The 25191-nt window shown below is 68.5% G+C and carries 17 protein-coding genes; 6 read left to right on the plus strand and 11 right to left on the minus strand.

Annotated elements, in window-relative coordinates:
• Positions 1-76 precede the first annotated feature (76 nt).
• Complete coding sequence (locus KEG38_RS47855; RefSeq protein ID WP_272427640.1) at positions 77-460, plus strand: nuclease A inhibitor family protein; 384 nt, start codon at positions 77-79, stop codon at positions 458-460.
• On the opposite strand, the gene KEG38_RS47860 is transcribed toward KEG38_RS47855, so the two are convergent.
• On the minus strand, positions 457-1428 hold the full coding sequence (locus tag KEG38_RS47860) for a DNA/RNA non-specific endonuclease (RefSeq protein WP_308216900.1): 972 nt from the start codon (positions 1426-1428) through the stop codon (positions 457-459). The genes KEG38_RS47855 and KEG38_RS47860 overlap by 4 nt on opposite strands.
• 167 nt (positions 1429-1595) lie before the next feature.
• Here KEG38_RS47860 and KEG38_RS47865 point away from each other — a divergent pair, with 167 nt between their 5' ends.
• The gene (locus tag KEG38_RS47865) at positions 1596-2294 is read left to right on the plus strand and encodes a hypothetical protein (protein ID WP_272427642.1); all 699 of its coding nucleotides are present in this window, start codon (positions 1596-1598) and stop codon (positions 2292-2294) included.
• Positions 2295-2446: 152 nt separating this feature from the next.
• On the opposite strand, the gene KEG38_RS47870 is transcribed toward KEG38_RS47865, so the two are convergent.
• The 5 genes from KEG38_RS47870 to KEG38_RS47890 form a co-directional block, all read right to left on the minus strand.
• Complete coding sequence (locus KEG38_RS47870; protein WP_272427643.1) at positions 2447-3685, minus strand: hypothetical protein; 1239 nt, start codon at positions 3683-3685, stop codon at positions 2447-2449.
• Between the two features lie 119 nt (positions 3686-3804).
• Positions 3805-6762 carry a DUF2169 family type VI secretion system accessory protein gene (locus tag KEG38_RS47875; RefSeq protein WP_272427644.1) on the minus strand — a complete coding sequence of 986 codons (2958 nt, stop codon included), beginning with the start codon at positions 6760-6762 and terminating at the stop codon, positions 3805-3807.
• 76 nt (positions 6763-6838) lie between these two features.
• A complete protein-coding gene (locus KEG38_RS47880) occupies positions 6839-7234 on the minus strand; it encodes a YkgJ family cysteine cluster protein (RefSeq protein WP_272427645.1) in 396 nt (131 codons plus the stop codon).
• Complete coding sequence (locus tag KEG38_RS47885; protein ID WP_272427646.1) at positions 7231-8760, minus strand: DUF1552 domain-containing protein; 1530 nt, start codon at positions 8758-8760, stop codon at positions 7231-7233. The genes KEG38_RS47880 and KEG38_RS47885 overlap by 4 nt, the downstream gene beginning before the upstream one ends.
• Positions 8761-8796: 36 nt before the next feature.
• Positions 8797-10545, minus strand: coding sequence for a DUF1588 domain-containing protein (locus KEG38_RS47890; RefSeq protein WP_272427647.1), 1749 nt, complete (start codon positions 10543-10545; stop codon positions 8797-8799).
• 238 nt (positions 10546-10783) lie between these two features.
• Between KEG38_RS47890 and KEG38_RS47895 the strand changes: the two genes are divergently transcribed.
• Positions 10784-12049 (plus strand): beta propeller repeat protein, encoded by a 1266-nt coding sequence (locus KEG38_RS47895; RefSeq protein WP_272427648.1) that lies wholly within the window; start codon positions 10784-10786, stop codon positions 12047-12049.
• Positions 12050-12229: 180 nt separating this feature from the next.
• Positions 12230-13117: a hypothetical protein gene (locus KEG38_RS47900; protein ID WP_272427649.1), complete on the plus strand. Its 888-nt coding sequence runs from the start codon at positions 12230-12232 to the stop codon at positions 13115-13117.
• 69 nt (positions 13118-13186) lie between these two features.
• On the opposite strand, the gene KEG38_RS47905 is transcribed toward KEG38_RS47900, so the two are convergent.
• The 5 genes from KEG38_RS47905 to glgX all read right to left on the minus strand — a co-directional run bounded on the left by KEG38_RS47905 (position 13187) and on the right by glgX (position 21309).
• On the minus strand, positions 13187-13597 hold the full coding sequence (locus tag KEG38_RS47905; RefSeq protein ID WP_272427650.1) for a hypothetical protein: 411 nt from the start codon (positions 13595-13597) through the stop codon (positions 13187-13189).
• A 109-nt stretch (positions 13598-13706) separates the two neighbouring features.
• Positions 13707-14174, minus strand: coding sequence for a type II toxin-antitoxin system VapC family toxin (locus KEG38_RS47910; protein WP_272427651.1), 468 nt, complete (start codon positions 14172-14174; stop codon positions 13707-13709).
• Positions 14171-16030 (minus strand): malto-oligosyltrehalose trehalohydrolase, encoded by a 1860-nt coding sequence (gene treZ, locus KEG38_RS47915; RefSeq protein WP_272427652.1) that lies wholly within the window; start codon positions 16028-16030, stop codon positions 14171-14173. Before treZ ends, KEG38_RS47910 begins: the two co-directional genes overlap by 4 nt.
• Positions 16027-19137, minus strand: coding sequence for a malto-oligosyltrehalose synthase (gene treY / locus KEG38_RS47920; RefSeq protein WP_272427653.1), 3111 nt, complete (start codon positions 19135-19137; stop codon positions 16027-16029). Before treY ends, treZ begins: the two co-directional genes overlap by 4 nt.
• A 9-nt stretch (positions 19138-19146) precedes the next feature.
• Positions 19147-21309: a glycogen debranching protein GlgX gene (gene glgX / locus KEG38_RS47925; RefSeq protein WP_272427654.1), complete on the minus strand. Its 2163-nt coding sequence runs from the start codon at positions 21307-21309 to the stop codon at positions 19147-19149.
• Between the two features lie 301 nt (positions 21310-21610).
• On the opposite strand from glgX, the gene KEG38_RS47930 reads away from it, so the two are divergent.
• Together KEG38_RS47930 and KEG38_RS47935 are read left to right on the plus strand one after the other, a co-directional pair.
• Positions 21611-24085 carry an ATP-binding protein gene (locus tag KEG38_RS47930; protein ID WP_272427655.1) on the plus strand — a complete coding sequence of 825 codons (2475 nt, stop codon included), beginning with the start codon at positions 21611-21613 and terminating at the stop codon, positions 24083-24085.
• Between the two features lie 69 nt (positions 24086-24154).
• Positions 24155-24985, plus strand: coding sequence for a S1C family serine protease (locus tag KEG38_RS47935; protein WP_272427656.1), 831 nt, complete (start codon positions 24155-24157; stop codon positions 24983-24985).
• The last annotated feature ends 206 nt before the right edge of the window (positions 24986-25191 follow it).

Genomic DNA, 25191 nt, shown 5'->3' on the forward strand with positions numbered 1-25191 from the left:
TGTGGACGCGCGGCGCGCCGCCTTGACACGTCCAGGATGCGCGCCTCGAATGCGCCGCACACGGAGGAGCCGAGGGATGCTGGGCCAGAACGTCGAACCGCTGATGCAGGCTATCGGGGAGGCCGCGGCCGGCCTCCTGTTCCCGAGCGAGTCGGACTTCCCGATCGAGGCCTACCGCTTCGGCGAGGCGGAGCCCGCACCAGCGGCGGTGCTGCGGGCGCGGGGCCTCCCCCCCGACACACCGGTCGAGGAGGTGTCCGTGGCCTCGTTCTTCGAGGGTCTCGTCGAGGGCGACGACGACGGGGCGGCCCGCTTCCGGGCCCTCGTCGACCTGCTCCAGCGCGAGCTCTCCGACCTGCGCGTCTACCGCGTGGGAAAGGTCGACATCGACGCCTTCGTCCTCGGCCGGCACCCGTCGGGTGTGTGGCTCGGCATCACAACCAAGCTCGTCGAGACCTAGTCCCCCCGCTTCGCCTCGATCTCCGCCTGGACGTCCTCGTCCACGGCCGTGAGGAAGTCGTACCCCGTCCGCTGCTCGATCTCGTCCACGGTCGTCCGGTACTTCTCCCAGCCCTCGTCCTGGATGCCCTCCTTGTTCGGCATCAGGACCGCGATCACCGGCGTCGACTCCGTCACGTCCGCCGGCCCCTCGCGCGGATCGAGCACCACGACAATCTTGAAGAACGTGTCGGGCACCGCGACGCCCTTCCCGATCGTCTTCGTGGCCTTCTTGCCCCGCTTGAGCACGCCGCCCGCCATCACGAAGAGCTGCTTGCCCTGCTTCCTGCCGAGGGCCTCGCAGTGCTCCTCGAGCCGCAGCCACGGCCCCGCGTTGAGGTCGTGGTACTGCGGCAGGATGTTCGTCATCAGGAAGGTGATCTTGTTGTCCTCGGGCGACCGCGTCCGCTCCTCCGAGCGCACCATGTGCCCCCGGTCGTAGCCCGACCCCGTGTAGTCATCGTGCGTGACCCGGTAGAAGCCCGACGGCAGCTCCGGATCCGTCATGAACTTCCCCTTGTGCCGCGGCGCATCGCCAAACCAGCTCGCGTCAATCTGCCAACTCACCCAGTTCGCGACATTCTGGTCGGCGTTGTACGACAGCGCGTACTGAGCCTTGCGCATCAGGTGATCGTCCGAGGGAGCGTCATCCGTCGGCACCCCAAGCGCGAGGTGGACACTCGCGTCCGCAGGCTTACCGCCGCCCCGCGCCGGGCTCCCCTTCGGGCCAGGCGCAGAAGGCGCGCCCGGCACCGTGGCCGTAGGACGCGGGCGGCTCTTGCCCTCGTCCGTCCCCGGGGTGAGGTCATCGAGCCATCGGTCAGCCCTGCACGCATGCAAGAGCGCCCCAGCCCCACCGACGAGCGCCACGACGAACAAGCCCAACGCCCCACCCGCCTTGCGTCGCTTTCTGGATGCAGTCCGGCTCACGTGATCGCGCCTCGTTTCGTTAAGAACGCTATATCATGCTCCCAGGGAGCGTCCCGGCCGTCGAGAGAGGAGCCCCACGCACAGCCCCCCAAGAGCGCCATGGGGGTAGCAGAGGTGCGACGGAGCGCGCTAAGGTCGCGCTTGGGTATGAAGCGAGGGACTGCGTCTTGAGACGGATCCCCGGGTATGCCGTCGGCTCGTACTACAAGCTGGGATCTCCCCTGGCCGGGCTGAACGCGAACCCGATGCGCGGGCTCGTCTACCTCGTGACGAACCAGCGCAAAGAGCCCATCCCAAGCTCCATCCAGCACCCACTGCACCCAGGCCGGCACATGATGCGCCTGGAGACGCCGAGCGCCGCCTACGCCTACGTGGCCGACATCATGGCCGTGCACGAGCGCGATGTGCGCTCCGCCCTCAGCATCACGAAGCCAAACATCGCCCTCGTGCCGGTCCCCGCCGCCAACGTGGTGCGCGGCAACCGCACGACAGACCGATGGCCAAGCCGCGACCTCGCCCTCGAGCTCGAGCGTCTCGGCTTCGGCAAGGTGCGCCCCTGCGTGGTGCACAAGGACGCGATGCGCCCGCGCTTCAGCTACGAGGAGGACCCCGCCCACGAGCTCGCGGCAAACCTCATCACCATCGGCAAGCCGATGCCAAACGAAGCCGTGGTGTACGTGGACGACATCGTGACCTCCGGCGACCGCGTAGCCGCAATCGATCAAGCCCTCGGCCAGCCCCCCGCCGCAGGCATCGTGACGACCGCCGTCTCCGAGGAGAAGTCACGCTACGACGCCTACAAGCTGCGCACGTTCGCACTCGCGTACGACCCGGCGACGTCGCCGTGGAAGCTCGCGATCCTCTAGGGGAGTGACGTAGCGCCGGGGTTTCACCCCGGACCCGACGAGGGGTTGTCCACCCCTCGACCCGGACCAGGGCAAGCCCTGGACCGCTGGTGCATCGACCGCGATGCGGTCGATGCAACGGAGCATCGGTGTGCGCTCAGGGCAGCGCCCTCTCAGGGCAGGAACATGCGCAGAATTTTGCAGAGTCCCGGGTCGAACGTGCCGCGAGCGAGGACGCTCTCCAAGGATTCCGCGTTCGCGAGCTCCTCAGCGTACTGACCGAGCAGCGGAAACCCCTGCGCGGCGAGCGGCGCGAGGATCTCCTTCTGGGCGAGCACGCGCTCCATGAGCTCAATCTTGCTGCGCAAGACGTCGCCCCAGAGGTCACGCGCGCGCGGCACCACGCCAAGGCGGCTCGACTCGATGAACAAGAAGAAGCCCCGCTCGCTGCGGAACCACTCCTCGACATGCTTGACGATGCGCGAGTCCTCGAGCAGCAGCGCCTCACGCTCGGCAAGGATCGTCTGCCGCGTCGGATCGTCGTCCGGGAGGACCGCAAGCCGCGCCTCGATCGCCCCAAGCTCGCCCGGAATCTGCACGAGCCGCCGCCGCCAGATCGGAAGCTTCTCGACGAGCACAGGCGCACCCACGTGCGTGAGCCAGAGGTCCGGCGGCAGCACGCACCCCATCACGTCGGCAAGCGTCAGCCTCCGCTCGAACTCGGTCATCGCCTGAATGCGCGGACGACCCGGACGCACAAAAAACGTCGTCGCGCGAATGCCCGCCATGCTCTCCAGCACGAGCGCCGTCGGCATGCCGAACTCGAGCCCGATCGGCGCAACATGCTTCTCCGCCGTATCCTCGTGCGTGAGCAGCGCAGGCGCGCCGTCCGGGCGCATGCGATCCGTGCCGCCCGAGTGGCCGTAGTCGTGCCCGAGGGCCGCGAGGAGATCCCGCGCGAGCACCGACGCAGGCGTGCCGGCCTCGAGCATGCGGCCGAGCGCGTCGCGCAGCACCGCCGCGACAGCGTCGATGTTCGGATAGACGCGCATCGGCGCCTCCTTCACATCGTCGGGCAGCGGCGTTTCCTCGGGCCACTCGAGCAGGAGGAGGCGCAGGAGCACCTCGTCGTTGTGCAGCGTCCGGTGGAAGGCGTTGTTGATCCCGAGCAGGCGCTCGACGCGGCAGGAGCGGGCCTCGAACACGCGGATCAGGCGCTCCATGGTGTCGAGGTCCATGGTGAAGCGCCGGGCGGCTTCGAGGTCGATGCCCTCTTCGAGGATGCGGCGGCGGAGCGCGGGCGAGTAGATGGGCCACGCGTTCGGACTGATCCGCGTCTCGATGAAGGAGCGGAGCGTGGCCTCGTCGCGGCACGCGCTCGCGCTCAGGGCTTCACCACGGCCTCCGCTCATGGCCGAGCACTGTACCTGGATTTGCGCTCCGTGGGCGAATCCTCGGCAACGGGGCTCTGGGCGAAGGGCGCCGAAGGCGGTCCGAAGCCCCAAGCGGCGCGGCATTTGGGGCGAAGCGGTCAGTCGTCGACGGCGTCGCGGATGTTGGCCCCCATCAGCTTCGTGCCGCTCCGCGAGGCGCCACTCAAGGTGCAACGTCGGAGGTCCGCATCACGCAGGTCGGCGCCGTCGAGCTTGGCCTTCGCGAGGCTCGACCCGGAAAGCAGCGCCGCGCGAAAATTCGCGTTCGTAAGATCGGCGGAGACGAGGTGCGAGCGCGAGAGGTCGGCGCGGCCCGCGATCACGTTCTGCAGGTTCGCCCCCTCGAAGCGCGCCTCGTGCATGCGGGCCTGGCGCAGGTCGGCGCCGTCGAGGTTCGCGCCGTCGAGGTTCGCGCGGTCGGCCTGGACGCGGCCAAGGTTCGCGCCCTTGAGGTTCGCCCGCAAAAACTTCGTGCCCTCGCAGGTGGCGCGCGTGAGGACCGCGCCGTCGAGGCGCGCGCCCTCGAACGACGAGCCGGCAAGCGCGGCGTTCTCCCAGGTGGAACCCTTGGCGTCGACCTCGTGGAAGTTCGTGTCGGTGAGGGCCGCGCCCTCGACGTGGGCCTGATCGAGGCGAGCGCCCTGGAAGCTCGCGCCCTTGCCGCGGGCGTCGACGAGCTTGATCTCGGGCAGGACGGCGCGTTCGAAGACGGCGGCTTCGAGCGAGGCGCCGGAGAAGTCGGCGGAGAGCGCGTCGAGGGCGCGGAAGGTCGCGCCGTCCCAGGTGCCGCGGGCGAAGACGGGCGCGCGGCCGCGGCACCCGTCGAAGGTTGCGCCGCTGCCGCGGGCGGAGGCGAAGATGGCCTGCTCGATGGAGGCGCCGTCGAGGCGGGTCTTGGCGAGGCTCGCGCGGGAGAGGTCGGCGGCCTTGAGGTCGGCGCTGCGCAGGTCGGCGCCGTCGAGGTCGGCGTCGACGAGGCGGGTGCCGGAGAGGCGAGCGCCTTCGAGGTTCGCGCCGGAGAGCTTGGCGCCGCCGAGGTCGTGGCCGGAGAGGTTCGCGCCCTTGAGGTCGAGGTTCGAGAGGTCGGCGCCGGCGACGGAGAGGCCATGGAGCGGGTTGCGCTCGCCGGCGCGGAGGCGCGCGAGCACGGTGGCGCGGATGCCGGTCTCCTCGGGCGCGGGAGCAGGAGCGGCAGCGGGAGCGGCAGCGGCAGCGGATGCGGAAGCGGCAGCGGATGCGGCTTCCGGAGCGGCCGCGGGAGCGGTCCCGAGCACCTGGAGAGGGGCCGGAGGCACCTGCACCGTTGCAGGAGGCGCAGGGACGACGGGAGGCGGCGCCTGCACCGTTGCAGGAGGCGCAGGGGCGACGGGCGGCGGCGCTTGCACCATCGGCGGAGGCGCAAGGACGACGGGTGGCGGCGCCTGCACCGTTGCAGGAGGCGCAGGGACGACGGGAGGAGGCGCTTGCACCATCGGCGGAGGCGCAGGGACGACGGGAGGAGGCGCCTGCACCGTTACAGGAGGCGCAGGGACGACGGGAGGAGGCGCTTGCACCATCGCGGGAGGCGCTGGCACGACCGGCGGCGGCAGACGCGCGCTCCCCGGCGCGCGATCCCCGGCTTTTTCGAAAGGCGTCGCCGCCGCCGCCCGCTTCGCTTCGAGCTCCGCGAGGTCGATCGCGCGCGTCGCATCTTCGTCGTCATCCCGACGGACCGGCCGCGGCAGCGGCGGGGGCGGCGCCGGCGGCATGCCCAGCGCGGCGCGGGCCTGCGCGGCGGGGCCCGGCGACGCGCTCAGGAACGGCATCGCCGGGCGCGACGGCGGCTCGGCCGGATCGATCGCCTGCGTGTGCATCAGCGGATCGTCGTCCGGATCGACACGCGGCCGCGGCGGCAGCGGCGGCGAGTTCGGCGGGAGCACCGTCGGCGCGCCGGGGGGACGCGGCTGGAACGGGAGCACCGCCCTCGAGGTGGATTTCTCGTCGCGGACCGGCAACGTCGTGAAGATGTCGGCCGCCGGAGCCGGCGCGGCCGCGGGCACGACCGGCCCGGGCGCCTTCGCGCGCATCACCTCGGCCGCGTCCGGCCACCGGATCGGGTTGCCCGGCAGCTCCACGTCCGCGAAGGCGCGGAGCTGCGGCACGGTCTCCAGCCGGTCGAACGCAAAGTTGCCCCGGAAGACGATCGACGCGACGAGCCGATCGGCGTCGATGACCAGGAGATCCGCGGTGAGGTCGATCACGCGCCCCTGCCCCGGCCCGCCCGGGCCGACGAGGAACGTGCACGCCTTGGCGCGGACGAGCGGCAGCCGCGACTGCACGCGCGGCAGGCTCGGGTGCATGCCGTCGAGGACGATCCACTCCTCGCCGCGGAGGAACTCGATCTGCTGGTCGGGCGGCGCGGGGTTGTACCAGCGGAAGTCGAAGCCGTCGGGGATGTCGGCGACGACGCCTTCGAGCCGCTTCCGGTCGACGTTCCCGAGCAAGCGCCTTCGATGCGGCCAGTACCGCCCGTAGGGACCGAAGCCCGCGGCGCGCGTGGGGCCCCGGGGATCGAGGAGGTTCGGCAGCGTGGGCGCGCTCGGGGGCACGCCGACGGGGTTGTCGTCGGTCTGACCGGCGCGCTCGTAGATGAGCGGCATGCGGTCGAAGGGCCGCGGCGACTGGGGCGTGTTCGCGGCGCGATCCCCGAAGACGTGGAGGGTCTTGTCGAGCAGGCCCCGCTCCCGGAAGATCGCGAGGCGCGCCGAGAGCGCGGGCACGGGCCGGCCTCCCGGGGCATACGCGTGGCCGGAGAGGAGGACACCCGCCGAGGGCAGGTACGGCGCGGTCTCGGTGGCCTCGAGGACGCTCGAAGCCGGGCTCTTGTCACGGTTCTTCTCCTCGCGGACGAGGTCGATGGCCGTGGTCGGCCACGCCGTGCGCTCGTGCGTGAGGGAGACGGTGAGCTTGAGGAAGATCGTGGCGCGCAGGACGCCGCCGCTGCGCCAGAGCGTCGAGCCACAAGCGACGGGCTTGAGGGCAGAAACGGGGATCGGGAAAGGTGACGTGGAGGGCACTACCCGCGTTCCTGGTGAAGCGCTTTACGCTGCGCGGGAACGACGGTAGCCCTGGCCGGAGGCCCAACGCAAGCCTTTACCGCAGCCGCCCCTTCTTCCGAGCGTCCCGGCGGAACTCCAAACATTGCCACGATCCCGCCTGGAACTCGCGGCACGTGCTCGCGCGGCCTTCGTAAATCGAGCAGATGCTCCGGCCCTCGGGGCGCGTGAGGTAGATGCACGCGCCCTCGTGCGTCGTGGGGAACGCCATCATGCCGAAATGGCCCTCGTCCACGCGATCGGCGAGGTCCTGCCTGCCCGCCCGGCGCCAGAGGACGAGGTCGTCCTCCGTGAGGGGGATGTTCCCCGGCCCGGCCTCGCAGCAGGCTCCGCAGCGCGTGCAATCGAGCGGCTCGCCCGTCTCGGGATCGACGGGCGCCTCCCGCTCGGTGGCGAGTTCCGGATCGAGCGGGAGGTGCGTCTTTTGGTTCATGCCTTCAGGAAGGGGAGAATCTCGCTCATCACGCCGAGCTCGGCGTTCGTGTACTTATCGTACCCGCCGTACCAGCCCTCGGTCGAGAGCTGGACGAGGCCGTAGCCGCCGTACCCGTCCGTCTCGTAGTCGGAGGGCGAAAGGCCCATCGACTGTAGCACGTTCCCGAGCCACTGGTTGTAGACCAGGCCGACGTGCGAATCGACGAGGATGTTCCCGTCCGCCTTGCTCGCCGGTTTCTGCAGGTTGCGATAATCGCAATAGTTGCCCGTCGAGAAGAACCCGTCGGCGCCGCCGGCCGTGACCACGCACATCTCGATGGGATCATGCGTGACGCAGCCCGACTCCTGGGTCCATTGCACGAGGGAATGGTCGAGCACGGAGCCGCCGCTCGCGTCCTGCAAGGCGTCGAGCTTCGAGACGAGGTCGAGGTAGACGTCCTCGAAGAAGCGCCGATGCCCCTGGAAATTGAGCTCGTGCCGCTCGGCGCTCACGTTCGCCTGGTGCGCCACGTCCTGGTGCCAGTCGCCGACGTAATTCGAGAAATGATCGCCGATGTTCATCGTCACGATGCGGCAGGTGTCGCACGCGAACGCGGCCACGATGACGTCGTTCATGAGCTGCCAGAAGCGCTTCTGCGCCTCCGGGTCGACCGAAAACGACGAGCCCCACTCGTCGATCGACGAGCTCGATGGGGTCTGGATGTCGCCGCAGGACGCGCTCACGTTGAGCTTGCGATCGAGCTCGTTCACGCGGTCCATGTGATCGTCGAGCCGCTGCTTGTCCTTCGTGGAGAGGCGGCGACTGCCGTCCCGGAGGCGCTTGTAATCTTCGAGCACACGGTCGACGATCGGCGGCCGCGTCTCGCCCGGAACCTGCGGGGGCACGAAGATCTTGTTGAAGAGCGCGAGCGAGTCGTTCTCCGGGGTCAGCGTCTGAATGTCGCCCGTCTGATTGCCGGGGTTCGACCACCCGTGCGACATCCCGCCGCTGCCGATCACGATCGATCGCTCGCGGATCGAGGCGAGATCCGGATAGAACTTGCTCGACCAGGCGAGGAGCTGATCGATCGTCTGCCGCTTCTTCTCCCAGATCGCCTGACCGTCGGCGCCGTTGCCGTCATTGTCCGCGTAATTGCCGAGGTGGCCGCCGCGGTGGTGCGCCAGGTAAAACGTGACGTCGAGCCCGCGCAGGACGTTCATCTTTTGCACGAGCGTGCTCGTGAGCTTCGTGGAATCCCCCGCGAGGACCGGGGAGAGCGAGGCCACGCCATTCGCGACCTCGAGCGCGAGCGCGCCGCGCCGGACGTCGTGCCCCGCGTACGACACCGTTTGCGCGAGCGTCGCGTCGTTCGGATACATCCGCGGCTGCCAGACGCCGCCGTGTTGCGTCGCGAGCGCGACGAAACGCTTCGGTCCGCCGGCCGCGTACGCCTGGTCCTTGCCGAAGAGCGAGGGGAGGAACGGGATCGCCAGCGTGAACCCCGCCGCGCCTCGGAGCCACATGCGTCGGTTGAGCTTTTTCATGTCATTCTCCAGTTTCCGGGCCGCCATTCACGCACATCAATCCACGAACGAGCGCATGCGGAACGCCTGGCTCCGCGCGATGGATCGGAGGACGTCCGCCATGGGCTTGCCCTCGTCGAGGGCGAGCTTCACTTCTTCGAGCGCGCAGGCGTCGCGATTGAGGTCCTCCAGTCGGCCGAAGGTGAACCGGAAGTATTGCCTGGCGAAACATGCATAGGGCTTGGGGCTCGCGGCGATGAGGTTCGTGAGCTCCTGCGCGTTCTGCGCGACCGTCTCGTCGCCGCTCTCCACGCGCGGCACGACCTCCGTGTCCACGCCGGCCGTCGCGACAACCGCGCCCGTGTCGGGATCGAAGAGCGCCTGCTCGGTGCGGACGCGGCCGAGGGAATCGAAGTTTTCCGTCGCGAAGCCGAGCGGATTGATGGCGACCTTGTGGCAACCGGCGCACGCGCCTTGCCCCGTGAGCTCCTCGACGACCTCTCGCGTGGACAGGCTCTCGCTGAGCTGCGGCGGGTTCGCCGCGGCGTTCGGCGGCGGCGGCGGGATCTCGTCGCAGAGCAGCGCTTTGCGGATGAACACGCCCTTCATGATGGGACGCGTATTCGCCGAGCCCGTGGCCAGGAAGGCCGCGCGGGTCAGGAGCCCGGCGCGCTCCGGCTCGGTGAACTCCGGCGGCTCGCCGCTCCCCGACCATACGGGCGTGTGATAGAGGCTCGCGAGGTCCTCGGTGCGGGCGAATGATTTGCGGCTCGTGAGCAAGTCGCGGAACGTGCCCGGCTCCTCGAACGTGTAATGAAGCGCCGCGTCCGTGACCTCGGCGAGCATGTGCTCGCGCAGATCGGGCCCCGGCGTATACCCCGCGGTGAATGCGTCGAAGAGCGGCGTGCCGACGCGCGCGTCGAGCTCTTCCAGCGTGGTGTTGTCGAGCCATTGCCCGAAGAGCTCGCCCATGGCCGCTTGCGTCCGCGGATCCTTGAAGATCCGCTCGACCTCGGCCTCGTAGCCGGCCTCGGTGAGCAGCGCGCCGGTCCGGGCCGCCTCGAAGAGCGGCTCGTCGGGGAGCGTCTGCCAGAAATGGTAGGAAAGGCGCGAGGCGAGCTCGTAGGCGTCGAGCGGCGCCGTGGAATCGCTGCCCTCCTGCCCGTGCTCGACGAAATACATCAGGTGCGGCGCATTCAGGAGCAACGCGACGACGTCAGCGTAATCGGCTCCGTCGAAGGGCGCTGCGCCGGCCGGGCCTCGATAAAACGCCACGTCCTCGTCCGTCACGGGCCTGCGCAGCGCGCGCTCGCCCAAGCGGCGGATCATGTCGTCGAGGCAGGCGTCATCGTTCGCCGCATCCGCGTCCGTGGCGCAGGCGCCCGCGAGCTCCGCGAGCCGCGAGGGCGACGCCGTGAGCGCCTTGCCGACCTCGCCGGCCACGCGGTACGCGCCGTCCACGTGCTGCTGCTGCAGGGCCTGATCGAGGCGCGTGAAGCCCGCGTAGTGTTTGTCCGGGCCGACGCGCTGATCGTTCGGGAGCTGCGCGAAGAGCGGCTCGGCCCCGCCGAGGATCTCCCCGGCGGCGGAGGGCACGGCGAAGCGCACCAGATCCGACACCGTATTGCGGTATTGCAGGTGGCTGAGCCGCCGCAGCGGCAGCGCTTCCGGCACCACGTCCGGATCACATACGAAGGACGTGGGCGTCGATCCGACCTCCCCGTCCAGGGGCTCCCCAATGAGCCCCGTGCAGGCGCCGGTGAGGGCGCCGAGTCCCAGAAGCCATGGCCAGCGTCTTCGCATCATCGAAAAGGACCTCCTGGCAAGAGCGTTCACGAGGCTTTTCCCCGCGCACGAGGGCACCACGGTATCCGCATCGGAAGGCGCGCGCCAGAGCGTCGAACGGCCGAAAACCGCGCCGCATCGCGCAAAAGTGGCATCGTGTTCTGCCACTGGATCGGAGGCCGCGTCACGGCGCGTCGAGAGACAGGGCCCTTGACGCGCCGCCGCCGCGCGGATGTCCTTTCGCGTGGAGGAATCTCGAATGCTCGATTCGGCGGCGTTGGTGGGCAAATACGGAAAGGCAGCGCTCGCCACGGCGGCGCTCGTGCTCGTCGCTTGTAGCGGCGATGCCGCGGGAGGCGCGGGCGGCAGCGCGGCCGAAGGCGGCGCGGGAGGTCAGGGCGGCGGCGGCGCGGGAGGTCAGGGCGGCGGCGGGCAAGGAGGACAGGGCGGCGGCGGGCAAGGAGGACAAGGCGGAGGTGTCGTCGATCCGGATCTCGTGCCCATCTTCGTCGCGCAAGGCATGGTCGGGCGGACGGTCATCTCCTGCGACGACGGAATGACCTGGGTCGGCAACCGCTCCGACGACGACACGTATCCCTGCTTCTCCAGCCCCACGTACGATTGTGATCACCACCCGGGCGCGGGCCGCGGCATCACGTACGGCAATGGCTTCTTCGTGGCGACGTTCGGCTGGGGAAAACCCGGCTCGATTCGCCGCAGCAAAAACGGCGTCGACTGGGAGAACGTGCTCGAAGGCAAGACGTTCGCGGGGATCGTTTACGGAAATGACGTCTTCCTCGCGGGCGAGCGCCCGCCGCAGGTCGCGGACACGTTCGGCGGGACGTGGACCCCGGGCGGCGACCCGACCTCGGACGTGTGGAACGTGCGCCGCACCGGCTTCGCGCCGCACGACGGCGGCCGCTTCCTGCTCGCGTTCGGCGACAACAGTGGGAACGACATCAACGTGAGCAAGGACAACGGCGCGACCTGGGCGCGCCCGACCACGCTCCCGGCCGCGTGCGCGGGCGACATTCAATGGGCCGGCGGCTTCGCGTATGGCAATGGCGTGATCGTCGTCCTCGGCGGCACCGGCGTCGCTTGTCGTTCGCTCGACGGCGGCGACACCTGGACCGAGTCGAACATCGGCGGCCAGGTCGACGCGCGTCTGCTCTGGACCGGCGACACGTTCGTCACGTGGGGCCGCGACGCGAATTACGCCTCGCAGCGGTACACGAGCCCGGACGGCGCCACGTGGACAAAGACGCCGACCGAGGTGCGCAAGAAAAACGACGACGGCACCACGCAGACGAGCCCCGGGCCCATCGTCGGCGCCGTGGCCCGCAGCGACGGCGACACCTACGTCGCCGTCAATGGCGACTGGGATCGGTGGTACGAAGAGCAGAGGTTCTTCCGCAGCACGGACGGCGTCACCTGGGACGAGCTCCCGACGAACGCGTTCACGGGCAGCCACCCGATCCAGTTCATCACCCACGGCATGGGCCTGCGCAGCGCGGTCTGTCCGTGACGCACGGCCGCCCGGTGTGAACTTCCAGGAGCGCGACATCTGCTCAATTCGAGCAACGAGCGCCCCGACGGCTCCCCTCCCCCCGGTTTTCCCGCCTGAAACACGCCTTCTGCGCGCTGGCACGCCGGTTGCCAATACGAGCTGCATTCAACCATCCCCCACCCTCGGGAGGAGAATCTCATGCGTGCTTACCCGGTCCTCGGTATCGTGTCTTCCATGGCCATCCTCTTCCTCTCGGCTTGCGGCGCCGACGAAGCACCGAACGAAACGCCCGATCCCGGGCCGTCGTGCGCGGCGATCCTCGAAACGGAGGGCACGCTGGGCGGTGCCTCGGCAGCGCAGGCCTATTGCGCGGGCGGCATGGCGCGCATGCAATCGGGCGACGGGTGGCGCATTTCGGCCGAGTACCAGGTCACGGAAGATCCCGCGGACGGCACGCTCAGCGCGCGATTCTGGGGCACGGGCGACGTGGAGGAGGACCAGCCCGTGACGCCGGTCACGGGCATCGTGGAGATAACGTCACCCGATGCGCCGAGCGACATATTGTGTGTCGGGCCAAACAGCACGGTGACACGCGGATCCACGCCGGACAAGGCGGCGTTCACGCTGCCCTCGCTCACGCGGCTCGGCGCTTGCCCCGGCGGCGAACCCACGACGGACACGGTGACGGCCTCGCTCCATGGCGACCTGACGACGGGGCTGACGACGGAGCTCGGAGGGACGCTCGGCGGCGTGGCGCTCGGCGGCGCGGACGGCCTCTCGTGCACGGGCAACGTGTGCGAGGTCGAATTCGAGGTTGCGGGGCAGCGGGGCCTGCTCGAAATGAAGCTCCACGCGCCCGTCGGGGAAGGCTCGTTCGAGACGACCATCGACGAGGCCTATCTCGTGTATCCGTTCGACCAGGCGCGCGTCGCGTTCTTCTGCGGCGGGGCGGCGTCGATCGTGAAGGGCACGATCGACGGCACGCGTATCGACATGGATTTCACGCTCGCGACCCCGTCGTCGCTCGGGAGCTGCCCGGGAGCGCCGTTCGAGGGCACGCTCTCCGCGCGTGGCGTCGCGCCCTGAAAAACCCCGTCGCAGCCAGGTTGTCCGCGGGGGCCGAGGCCTCTCTCGGCTCGGCCCCTCGCCGAGGTTTTACCCCCCGGTGCCCGTCCGCTTGACGTGGTGAATCCCGAGCAGCTTGTTCCAGAGCTCGTAATCGACTTCCTTCTTCAGCACGAACCAGTGCACGTCGTCCGCGAACATGCCGGCGCGGCCGAGGATCTCGCCGCGCTCGCGGTGCCGGATATCCATGTACGTCGCATTTTCGAGGAGCGGGGTGCCGGGCGGCAGCACGCGCAGCTCCCGCAGCTCGTCGGCGGTCAGATCGGGCAGCGCGTCGTGGGCCTCCTTGATGTCGTAAGCGCTGTGCCCCTCCTCTTTCTCCGGGTGCGGCGCGTCCTTTCCGATGTTTTGCCCGGCGAGCGCGGTCGGGTTGAGGTCGTGGAGGTATTCCTCGGGATGCTTGTCCGGCGTCGTGGCCTGGGGTGGTTTCGGCTGCTTCACGTCGTCCTCCTCCCCGCGTTCGTCTCGCGGCAATAGCGGACGTGGTGCCGTGGCCTTCCCGATACAAGCGGCGTGGCGTGGCTCGGCTCGACCGCCGCGCCCCTCACTCTCAATCCAGGCGAACATGGAACGGACGCATGACGTCGCAGACCATTCCGTGATATTTGAGCAGGCCCGCGTCGAGCGTGACCAGGGCCGCGGCGCGCTGGAACGCGACCCAGAGGTACACGAGATCCGTCGCATTCGTGAACGGCGCGCGATTCCGCATGTGACGCTCGAGGCGCTCGAAGAACGCGTCGATCTCCACGACGCTCGTGATCGGCACGAGCTCGACGTCGAGGTTCGCGAAGAGGTCGTCCATGCTCCGCCGCGAGGGCGTGACCACGAATCGCCCGAGCTTCTGGGCGGCGGCGCGCACCTCGATCCAGAGCTCCGGGGGCGCGAAGACCTCGGCCCGTCCGGACGCGTGAGCGGCGCGCAGGCGATCGAGGAAATCGACCGCGTCCTCATGGCCGGGGTCGGCTTCCTTCATCGCGGCGACGAGCACCGAGCTATCGAGGACCAGGCGGACGCTCACGCAGACGACCGCGACCCTAGCACCGCCGCGGCCGGCCCGTCGAGCCGCACCTCACCCACGGCGAGGCCTTCCCGCACCGCCTCGCCGCCCGCGCCGCCGAAGCGCGCCTCCTCCGTCGCGAGAATGAGCTGGGCGGACAACCCCTCCGGCAGCTTCTCCCGCAGCTTCCCGCGCACGTTCACCCAGACGGACACTTCCTTCCCGCCGCCCCGCCGCGTGAGCACGAGCGCGTCCTCGCCCACGGCGCGGGCCTCGAATGTGCCCCTCTCCCGCGCGCGCAGGGCCGGGTGCTCGGCACGCAAATGCAAGAGCTCGCGATACAGCTCGCGCACGCCGGCATGCTCGGCCGTATCGCGCTCCTCGTACGAGAGTTTTGACGCGAGGAATGTCGACTCCGCCTGCGGATCGGGGATCTCGGCGCCCTGGAACGAAGCGAACGCCGCAAACTCCTTCCGTCGCCCCTCCGTCACGAGGCGGCCGAGCTCCGCGTTGTGATCGGTGAAGTATTGGAACCGCGTCTTCGCGTTCCACTCCTGCCCCATGAAGAGCAGCGGCACGTACGGCGAGAGCAAGAGCAGCGCGCTCATGGCCCGGAACGCCGCGGGGCTCACGCTCTCGCCGAGGCGATCGCCGAACGCGCGATTGCCGATCTGATCGTGATTCTGGATGCAATGGACGAACCGCGTGGACTCGAGAGATCGCGGCGACGTCCCCCGCGGCTTGCCCGTCCGCGGCGAGGTTTGCCCGTGATAGGACCAGCCCTCGTTCAGGGTCCGTGCAATGTCCGCGGCGCTCCCCGAAAAGTCCTGAAAATAACCGTCCTTGTCTCCGGCGAATGCGCGGCGCATCTGATGGTGAAAATCGTCGGCCCAGACCGCGTCGAGCCCGAGTCCGCCCTTGTCCACGGGACGCACGAGGCGCTCGTCATTGCGCTCGTCCTCGGCGATCACCACGATTCGTTTTCCTCCGCCCGCGCGGCGGGCGCGTTCGGCGATCTCGCGCAGGATGTGAGGATCGCTGTCGTCGCGAATCTCGTGGGTCGCGTCGAGCCGGAGCCCGTCGGCGTGATAGTCACGAATCCACATCTCCGCGCTGCGCGCGACGAGCTCCCGGACGGGCCGCGCGTCCGCGCCGTCGACATTGAGCCCCTCGCCCCACGGCGTCTGGTGCCGGTCCGTGAAATAACGCCGCGTGTAGGCGCGGAGGTAATTGCCGTCGGGCCCGAGGTGGTTGTAGACGGCGTCGATGATCACGGCGAGCCCATGCGCGTGCGCCGCGTCGATGAGGCGCATGAGCCCGAGCGGGCCTCCGTAAGAGACCTGCGGCGCGTAGAAACAAACGCCGTCATAACCCCAGTTCCAGCGCCCGGGAAAACTCGCGAGTGGCATCAACTCGATCGCCGTGATGCCAAGTGAGCGAAGCTCGGAGAGGCGCGGGATCAGCGCCTCGAACGTGCCCTCGGCCGTCGCCGTGCCCACGTGGATCTCCTGAAGGACGAGATCTTCGGGGCTCACCCCGCCAAACGCCTGGTCGGTCCACGCAAAGGAGAATCGCCTGGCCTCCGACGGTCCGTGCACGCCAAACGGCTGCGAGCGTGAATACGGGTCGGGAAATGGACCCGTCCCCCCCACGCCGAACTTGTAGAGCACGGAGGCCTCGGGCCCGGAGGCGCCCACGCGCGCCCGGAAAAACCCGCCCGGCTCGGCCTGCATCGGGAGACGTACCCGCTCGGTCACGGCGTCCGCGTCGTACAGGACGACCTCGGCGCGATCATGATCCGGGGCCCAGATGCGGAAAACGACGTCGTTTTCCTCGAACAGGGCGCCGAGCGGGGCGACGTTCGCGAGATTCTTCATGACAATCCCTCGCTTCCGCCCGCCTTTCGAGAAAGCAGCGCCACGGGGAAGGCGCCGAGCACGCGCGAGAGAGGCAGTACGAGCCCAGCGTCCGCGGGCGCCCCTTCGATCGTCTCGCCGGTGAAAAGGTTTTCGTAGACGGATTGCGTGGACCCGCCGGTGGGTGAATCGATCTGGAGCGTGGTTTCACCCCAGATGGCGCCGATCGGCGGCTCGCTGCGCCCGTTCGAGAGCCGCGCGGTGAGCCGCGGGGTCACGACGAGGATCTCCTGGTCCTTGCATCGCCGCGCGAAAGCCACCACGTGGTCCTTCCCGGGCCCCGAGGCCCCGAGCGGCACGTACGCGCCCTCCGGGCCAAAAAGCGCCGGCCATTGCCGCCTCGCTTCGAGGGCGACGCGCGTGACGTAGAGTTTGATGCGGCCGTCGCTCGCACTCTCCACGAGTGCGCGCGAGAGCTCCGCCCGGGATTCGGGCGCGCGCCGTCGTTCCTCGATCTCCGCGAGGATTTGCTTTCGGATCCCGAAATCGACGGGCCGGCGGTTGTCCGGGTCGACCAGGCTGAAATCCCAGAGCTCGTTGCCCTGATAAATGTCCGGCACGCCGGGCGAGGTGAGCTTCAAAAGGACCTGCGCGATCGAGCCCCACATGCCGTGGTAGGCCACGGTGCGCGCGAGCGGGAGCAGCGCCTCGCGAAACGCGCGCGTCTCCGGTCCGTCGGCCAGCGTCTTGCGGACGAAATGCTCGACGGCCGCGTCGTACGTGGGATCCGCGTTGGTCCACGAGGTATTGACCTTCGCCTCCTTCGTGGCCTTGCGCATGTAGTCGACAAGCCGCTCGACGTACGCGGGCGAAGCCGATTCGGCACCGAACGGCCAGGTCCCGAGCAAGGTCTGATAATAAAGGTACTCCTCGTTGCGATCCGGCGCCGAGATCCCTTCGAGCTCCTCGCGGAACAGCGCGGTCGCCTCGGCGAGGCGATACAAGGTGCCCGCCCAATCCGAGGGCAGCTCCGAGAGCACGTTGATGCGGGCGCGGACGTCCTCGCTCCGCTTCGTGTCGTGCGTGCTGGTGGTGAGCATCGACGAGGGCCAGAGCCTCTGGCGGGCCTCATTGCCCCGGTGGAGCTCGTCCACGGTGATGCCGAACCGCTCCGGCTCGCCGCCGACCTCGTTGAGCGAGACCAGGCGGTTGTACACGTAAAACGCCGTGTCCTCCAGCCCCTTCGCGGTCACGGGCCCCGTGAGCTGCTGGAACCGCATCACGAAATCGCGGCGGCTCGGGAGCTCCTGCTCCGAGAGGTGCGGTGGGCGTTCGAGGAGGAGAATGCCGCCGAGGAACGAGTACACCGAGGCGTCCATCGTGGGATTGCGCCGCCGCGCCGCCCGCAGCGCCGCGCGAATGGCCGCGGCATCGCGCGGCGCCACGCTCGTCGTACCTTCGTGGAGGTACGTCCGGTACACCGGGAAACACGCGATGACCTCGCGCAGCGCGTCCGTGAGCGTGCCGAGCGTGAAATCGCGGGTGTGCCGATCCCGCTCGGAGATACGATTCAGAGCGCTCGCGAGGACGTTGAGCTCGCTCGCGAGCGAGCTCTCCAGGATGACCTTCTTCTTCTGGTAGGCGAGTGTCCCGAAATCGAGGTGCAGCCCCGTAAAACCCTCGTAGATGGACGTGATCGTCCGCTCGGCGCTCCGATCCACGAAAAGCGCCGAGGCGAGCGCGGCGAAATCATAGCCGCTCGTCCCCTGGACGGCCCAGTCGCGCGGGAGCTCCTCGCTGCGCGAGAGGATCTTCTCCACGGCGATGTACAGAGGCCGCGGCGGATCTTCCGGACGCCTCTCCGCGTCGCGATCGAAGCGGCTCAGCAGGAGCGATTGCAACGCTGACGCCGCGCCCTTGCCGTCCTCGGTCCCCTCGAGCTCGCGGCGCACGCGGTGAAGGAAAAACGTGCGCTGCAGCCGGCAGAAATACGTGGAAGGCGCCCAGAGGCCGTCCGGGTGATCGATCCGGAGCCCCGTGACCTTTCCCTCGTCCATGAGCTGGAACAAAAGCCGGTGCGCCTCCTCGAAGACCACGGGGTTTTCCATGCGGATCGCCCCGAGATCGTTGATGTCGAAGAAACGCCGGTAATTGACCTCCTCGGCCGCCACGCGCCAGTAGCTCAATCGGTAGGCCTGGTTCTCGAGGAGCGCGTCGAGCGCGTCGAAGCTCCGCGGATCGCCCTTTTGCCCGTTCATCACGCGGATCTGCTCCTCGATGGCCCGCGCCACGGCGGGCGACTCTGCGACGAGGGCCGCGAGCCTCCGCTTGAGAATCTCCTTCTCGCGCCGGCGCTCGATGACCTTCGACCGATGCGTCTCGCCCTGCGGCGGCAGATTCCCGAGGCCCGTGAGGATGCTCATGAGCTCGAGGACCACATCGTCCTCCTCGCCGAGCGCGCGGGCGAGCGACGGCACGATCGGCTCCAAGATGAGCGGGAACGTGCGCGGGGAGAGCGGCAAGGGATTGCCATAACAACGCACGAAGAAGGCGCCGTGATCGAAGGAGAGCTCTAGATCGCCGTTCTCCAGCACCTTGCCGTAATGCTCGCCGAGCACGGGCAGGAGCACCCGACGCTCGAGCTCGCTCTTCAGCGGGTGCCAGTCGATGTCGAAGAACGGCGCGTAGAGCGAGCTCGGCCCATTTTCGAGCACGTCCATCCACCAGGCGTTCTCGGCCGTGTGCACCCCCATATGGTTCGGCACGAAATCGAGGAGCAGCCCCATCCCGCGCGCCACGAGCCGCTCGTGCAGGGCGTCGAAATCGGCGCTCGTGCCGATCTCGGGGTTCAGGCTGTTGTGATCGACGAGGTCGTAGCCGTGCATGCTGCCCGGCCGCGCCTTGAAAAAGGGCGATGCATACAGATCCGTCACCCCGAGCTTTTCGAGGTACTCCACGATGACCGCGGCGTCCTGAAACGTGAACGCGTGGTTCAACTGGACACGATAGGTCGCCCCGGGCACGCGCGCGCCCGCGAGGATCTTTTCGTAAAGCCCCTCCGCAGGGTCGGCTCCGGCCGCCTTGGGGCTTTGCGGGGACGCCTTGTCGGTCGACTCCATCTGCATCATGGTCATCCCTCAGATCGCGCTCTTCGCGCCGGGCTCTTGCTTGGGGCAGAGGCGGAGCACCGCCATCGAGCGCGACTCGAGGACGTAGGATTCGCCGGCCCCGGTCGGCAGGCCAATCTCGGGCGCCGCCGCGGTGCGGGTATCGATCACGACCTCCCAGCGCTCGCCCCACTCGATGGCCGGCAGGACGAACGGCAATGGCTCGTGGTGCGCATTGCAGAGGACGAGGAGCGTGTCCCCCACGATGGGTTCGCCGTGCGCGTCGGTCGAAGGAATGGCGTCGCCGTTGAGGAACATCTGGAGCGCCCGCCCGTGTGGATTCTGCCAGTCCTCGGCGCTCATCTCCCGGCCGTCCGGGCGGAACCAGACGATGTCCTTCATCTCGCTGCCGCGGATGTAGCCTCCCGAGAAAAACCTCTTTCGGTGGAGCACCGGCTGCTCGTGCCGGAACGCCGAGAGCCGCCGGACGAACTCCAGCATCGATCGCTGCCGCGCGTCGACCTCCCAGTCGTGCCAGGAAAGCTCGTTGTCCTGACAATACGCATTGTTGTTCCCGCGCTGGGTCCGGACAATCTCGTCGCCGCCGCAGATCATCGGCACGCCCTGCGAGATCATCAGGGTCGTGAAGAAGTTCCGCATCTGACGATCACGCAAGGCCACGACAGCCGGTTCGTCGGTCTCGCCCTCGACGCCGTGGTTCCAGCTGTCGTTGCTATCGGCGCCGTCGCGGTTCTCCTCGCCGTTCGCCTCGTTGTGCTTGTGGTTGTACGTGACGAGATCGCGGAGCGTGAACCCGTCGTGGGCCGTGACGAAATTGATGCTGGCCGTGGGCCTGCGCCCGCCCCCCTCGTAGAGATCACTCGACCCCGTGAGCCGAAACCCGAGCTCGGCGGTGACCGCGGCGTCGCCCTTCCAGTAGCGGCGCACGGCGTCGCGATAACGACCATTCCACTCGGTCCACAGAACCGGAAAATTGCCCACCTGATAACCGCCCTCGCCGACGTCCCAGGGCTCGGCGATGAGTTTCACCCGCGAGAGGATCGGGTCCTGGTGGATGATGTCGAAGAACGCGCTCAGCCGATCGACGTCGTGGAGCTCGCGGGCGAGCGTCGAGGCGAGATCGAAGCGGAACCCGTCGACGTGCATCTCCGTCACCCAGTACCGCAAGCTGTCCATGACGAGCTTGAGCGTCTGCGGGTGCCGCATGTTGAGCGAGTTCCCCGTGCCGGTATAATCCATGTAATAACGCGGATCCCCGGGGACGAGGCGATAATACGTGGGGTTGTCGATGCCCTCGTAGCAGAGCATCGGCCCGAGGTGGTTGCCCTCGGCGGTGTGGTTGTAGACGACGTCGAGGATGACCTCGATCCCGGCCGCGTGAAGCGTCTTCACCATCCGCTTGAACTCGGCGACCTGCTCGCCCCGCCGACCCATCGAGGCATACCGGCCCGCCGGCGCGAAATAGGAGAGCGTGTTGTATCCCCAGTAATTCCTGAGCCCCCGATCGACGAGCATCTTGTCGTCGACCATCTCGTGCACGGGCAAGAGCTCGACCGCGGTGACGCCGAGCTTCTTCAGGTAGGAAATCACGGACTCGGAGGCGAGCGCCGCATACGTGCCCCGGCTCCCCTCGGGGATGTCGGGGTGCCGGACGGTAAAACCTTTGACATGAAGCTCGTAGATCACCGTGTCCCGCCACGGCGTCCGCGGGTGTTTGTCGTTCTCCCAATCGAAGACGTTGTCGACGACGACGGCCTTCGGCGCGCCCCAGGCATTGTCCTCCTCGCACATTGCGAGGTCCTGATCGGGGTGGCCGAGCTTGTAGGGGAACATCGGCGCCCGCCAGTCGACCTCGTTGGCGACGGCCTGGGCATACGGATCGCAAAGCAGCTTGTGCGGATTGAACCGGAGGCCCCGCGTCGGATCATAGGGGCCATGAACGCGATACCCGTAGAGTTGCCCCGGGCGGAGCGCCGGGACGTACCCGTGGAATACGTGCGCGGTCCGCTCCGAAAGGACGAGCCTTTCCCGCTCGGACCGGTCGCCCGGGTTGTCGAACAGGCAAAGCTCGACCCGCTCTGCGTTCTCCGAGAAGACGGCGAAGTTCACGCCGAATCCGTCGTAGAAGGATCCGAGGGGGTACTCGCGACCGGGCCAGAAGCGTGCAGGCATGGAGTCCTGTCCATAGCATCCACGCTGGAATGCGGTATCCCGGGCACCCTCGGGGAAATCCCTCATCACCGTCCGGGCGAGCCCGCACGACCGATGAACGCCGAAAGGGCTCCCGCACGGCTCGCCCCACGGCTCGACGACGCACGCGGCATCGCGCATGTTTTCACCTCAAAGGGGGCGCGTGCGCCGTGGGTGGAGGCGCCGCCAGCACGCTGTGAAGGGCATATCGGGAGACCGGCCGCGCATCTCCGGATCCGCGGACGAGACGGCCCGGCGGCAATGGTTCGCCGAGAGGACGGTCGTGCGTTCGCTCGTCGTCGGGGCGCTCGTGGTCGGGCTCTTTCTTCTGGATCTCACGACTTCCCTCGGCGTCGTGATTCCCTTCGGGTACGTCGTGCCCGTCTGCATCGCCTTATGGCTCCCCCGGCGCGGCGCCGCGATCTTCGTCGTCGGGGTTTGCACCTTGCTCACGGCGCTGGGGTTCTTGGTTTCCCCGAACCCATACCACGTTCCCCCGTGGATCGACGCCATGATGCGCACCTCGACCCTGGCCGTCCTCTGGCTCTCCGTGGCATTCGGCGTGCAATGGCGGCGCGCCGCCGAGCGCATGCTCGAAGCCGCTGCGCAGAGCACGCGGGAGGTCGCCGAACGGAGGCGCGTGCAGGAGGCTCAGGAGGCCCAGAACGCGCACCTCCGCTTGCTCGCCAAGGCGGCCGGGCGCCTCGTCCTCAGCGACGAGCCCGTGGAGCTGCTCGGGCCGCTCTTCACGGAGCTCGGCGCCGAGCTCGGCGTGGAGCTTTACTTCAATTACATGACCGGTCCGGTTCCCGAGACGCTGGAGCTCGAATCGAGCGCGGGGCTCACGGAGGAGCAACGCACGCAATACCACGAGCTCAAGTTCGGCGAGTTTCTGTGCGGGACGGTGGCCGAGACGGGCAAGCCCCTCATCCTCGCCGACCTCCAGCACTCGACGTACCCCGGATCCGGGCCGCTCAAGGGGGTCGGCGTGCAGGCATACGCAGGGTTTCCCCTCGTCGCTCATGGCCGCGTGCTCGGCACACTGGCATTCGCGACGAGCCGGCGCACCCGGTACACGGACGACGAGCTCCGGCTCATGCAGACGCTCAGCGATCAAGTGGCCGCCGTGATCGATCGCGGCGAGCTCGTCCGCAAGCTCAAGGAGAGCGAGCGGGCCGCGCAGCGCCACCTTGCCGAGCTCCAGAGCGTGTACAAGACCTCCCCCGCGGGCCTTTGCGTCCTCGACACCGAATTCCGGTACGTGAACATCAACGAGACCCTGGCCCGGTACAATGGCACCTCCGTCGCCGCCCACATCGGCCGCACGATATGGGAGATGGTGCCCGGCGTGGCGGGGCCCATCGCAGCTGTGCTCCGTCACGTCTTCGAGACCGGCGAGAACTCGATGGATCACGAGTATCGGATGGAAACCGCGGGGCAGCCCGGTGTTTTGCGGGATTGGATCGCGAGCTTCGTGCCGATCAAGGACGCGTCGGGCACCGTGCAGGGCGTCAACGTGATGGTGCAGGAGGTCACCCGGCTGAAGCAGATCGAGCGCGCGCTCCGGGAGGCGGGGCTCGCGCTCCGGGAGGCCGATCGGCGGAAAGACGAATTTCTGGCCATGCTCGGGCACGAGCTCCGAAACCCCCTCGCCCCCATTCGTACGGCCGTGAAGGTCCTCGACATGCGGGCGGGCCGCTCGCCGGAGGCGCGCCAGACGCTGGCCATGATCGAGCGGCAAGTCGCGCACATGGCCCGGATGATCGACGACCTCCTCGACGTGTCGCGCATTTCCCGCGGCAAGCTGGAGCTGCGCAAAGAGCCTTGTGATGTCGCGCAGATCGTCCGCGACGTCGCCCACGATTACGCGTCCATCGTGTCGGCCAATGGCCTCACGCTCTCGGTCGCCCTGCCAGAGGAGCCCCGCTGGGTGGAGGGGGACCCCACCCGGCTCTCGCAGGTCGTCGGCAATTTGCTGCACAATGCCATCAAATTCACTGACCCGGGCGGACGGATTCACGTGCAGATGGATGATGACGCGGCGACGAACGAGGTCTCCATCATGGTCAGCGATACCGGCATCGGCATGGATGCGCCCATGCTCGGGCGGCTCTTCGAGACGTTCAGCCAGGCCGACCGCAGCCTCGATCGCTCGCGCGGCGGGCTCGGTCTCGGGCTCGCCGTGGTCAAGGGGCTCGTCGAGCTGCACGGCGGCGCCGTCGAGGCCCATAGCGCGGGGCTAGGAAAGGGCTCGACGCTCCGGGTGCGGCTCCCGCTCTCGACGGAGGCCGCGCTCGGCGCCGCAGCGCCCTCGACCCCTCTGCTCCGACAAACGGATGGACCTTTGCGTATCCTCGTCATCGAGGACAATCGCGACACCGCGGACATCCTGCGAAACCTGCTCGTGCTCCTCGGTTATCGCGCCGAGGTGGCGTACACGGGCCCCGCCGGAATCGAGGCCGCGAAACGGCTGCGTCCCGACGTGGTGCTCTGCGACCTTGGCTTGCCAGACATGGATGGATTTGCCGTGGCTCGCGCGCTGCGCGCGATGTCCGTGACGGCGAGCAGCCATCTCATCGCGCAGACCGGATATGGCGGCGCCGAGGATCGACGCCGCACCCTCGCCGCGGGATTCGATGCCCACATGACGAAGCCGATCGATCCCGCGGAGCTCGAGCGGGTTCTCTCCTCCGTGGCGGAAATGCGCCGCGAACGCCCGCGGGCCTCCCCGCGGAGGCAGGCGCGGCGTTCGGCCTGAGCGGCCGAAATGGCAAGCGGACCGCGATTCTCGCTTGACAAACGCGACCCGTTCGCTTCCCGTCGCCCCATGGTTCGTCGGTTCACGGCAGCGATGACCTTGGCCCTCTCGTTTTCGCCGGCGGTCGCCTGGGCGGCCGGTGGTGAGCTGGCCGAGCTCGCGGAGCGTACGAAGCCCTCGGTCGTGCTTCTGACGGTGGAGGACGCGACGGGCCACAAGGTCGGGACCGGGACGGGCTTTTTCGTTTCGCCAGACGGGCGAATCGTCACGAACCACCACGTCGTGGACGGCGCCGCGAAGGTCACGGCAACGCTCTCCGACGGCTCGGAGCTCGCGATTCTCGGGCGCCTCGACGACGACGAGGACCGGGACATCGCCATTCTGAAGGCGGACGGGACGGGGCTGCCGGCGCTCTCGCTCGGGGATTCGAGCGGCGTCGCGCCGGGCGACGAGGTCGTGGTCATTGGCAGCCCCCTGGGGCTCTCGGGGACGCTCACGGTGGGGATCGTCTCGGCGAAGCGGGAGCGCGGCGTGGGCAAAGAAATCGACCGCGCCTCGGAGCTCGAATCGTGGGGCCTCCAGATCACGGCCGCCATTTCGCCGGGATCGAGCGGCTCCCCCATCATGACGAGGCGCGGGGAGGTCGTCGCCGTCGCCGTGGGAACGCTCAATCGATCGCAGAGCTTGAACTTCGGCATTCCGATCGAGGAGGTGAAGGGCATGCTCGAAAAGCTCGGTCCCACGGCACCGGTCATCCCCTTCGAAAGCAATCCCGACCAGGACGTGCTCCGCAATTTGCTGATCTCGGCGGCCGTGATCGCAGGGCTCGTCGTCGTCGTTGCTATGTGGACCTTCTTGGACGCGCGCCGCTCACGTCCCAAGGTCCGCCGGGGGAACTAACGATCCCCCGGCAAAGCCGGGGGGTTTCGGAACATGAGCCCCTAAAAGGGGCTGGGTTGGATCCGGGACCGCGTGCAGCCCGAAGCGCACTCTCTGCGCCGCCAAGCTTACCGACCTGCTCTTCGTGAACAGCGACGTCTTGGCTCCTTGCAGCTTGTGCCAACCGTCAGGATCTCGGGGGTTGCGCGGCGTCGGCCCAACCGAAG

The organism is Polyangium jinanense (genome assembly GCF_028435265.1).
Classification (GTDB): domain Bacteria; phylum Myxococcota_A; class Polyangia; order Polyangiales; family Polyangiaceae; genus Polyangium; species Polyangium jinanense.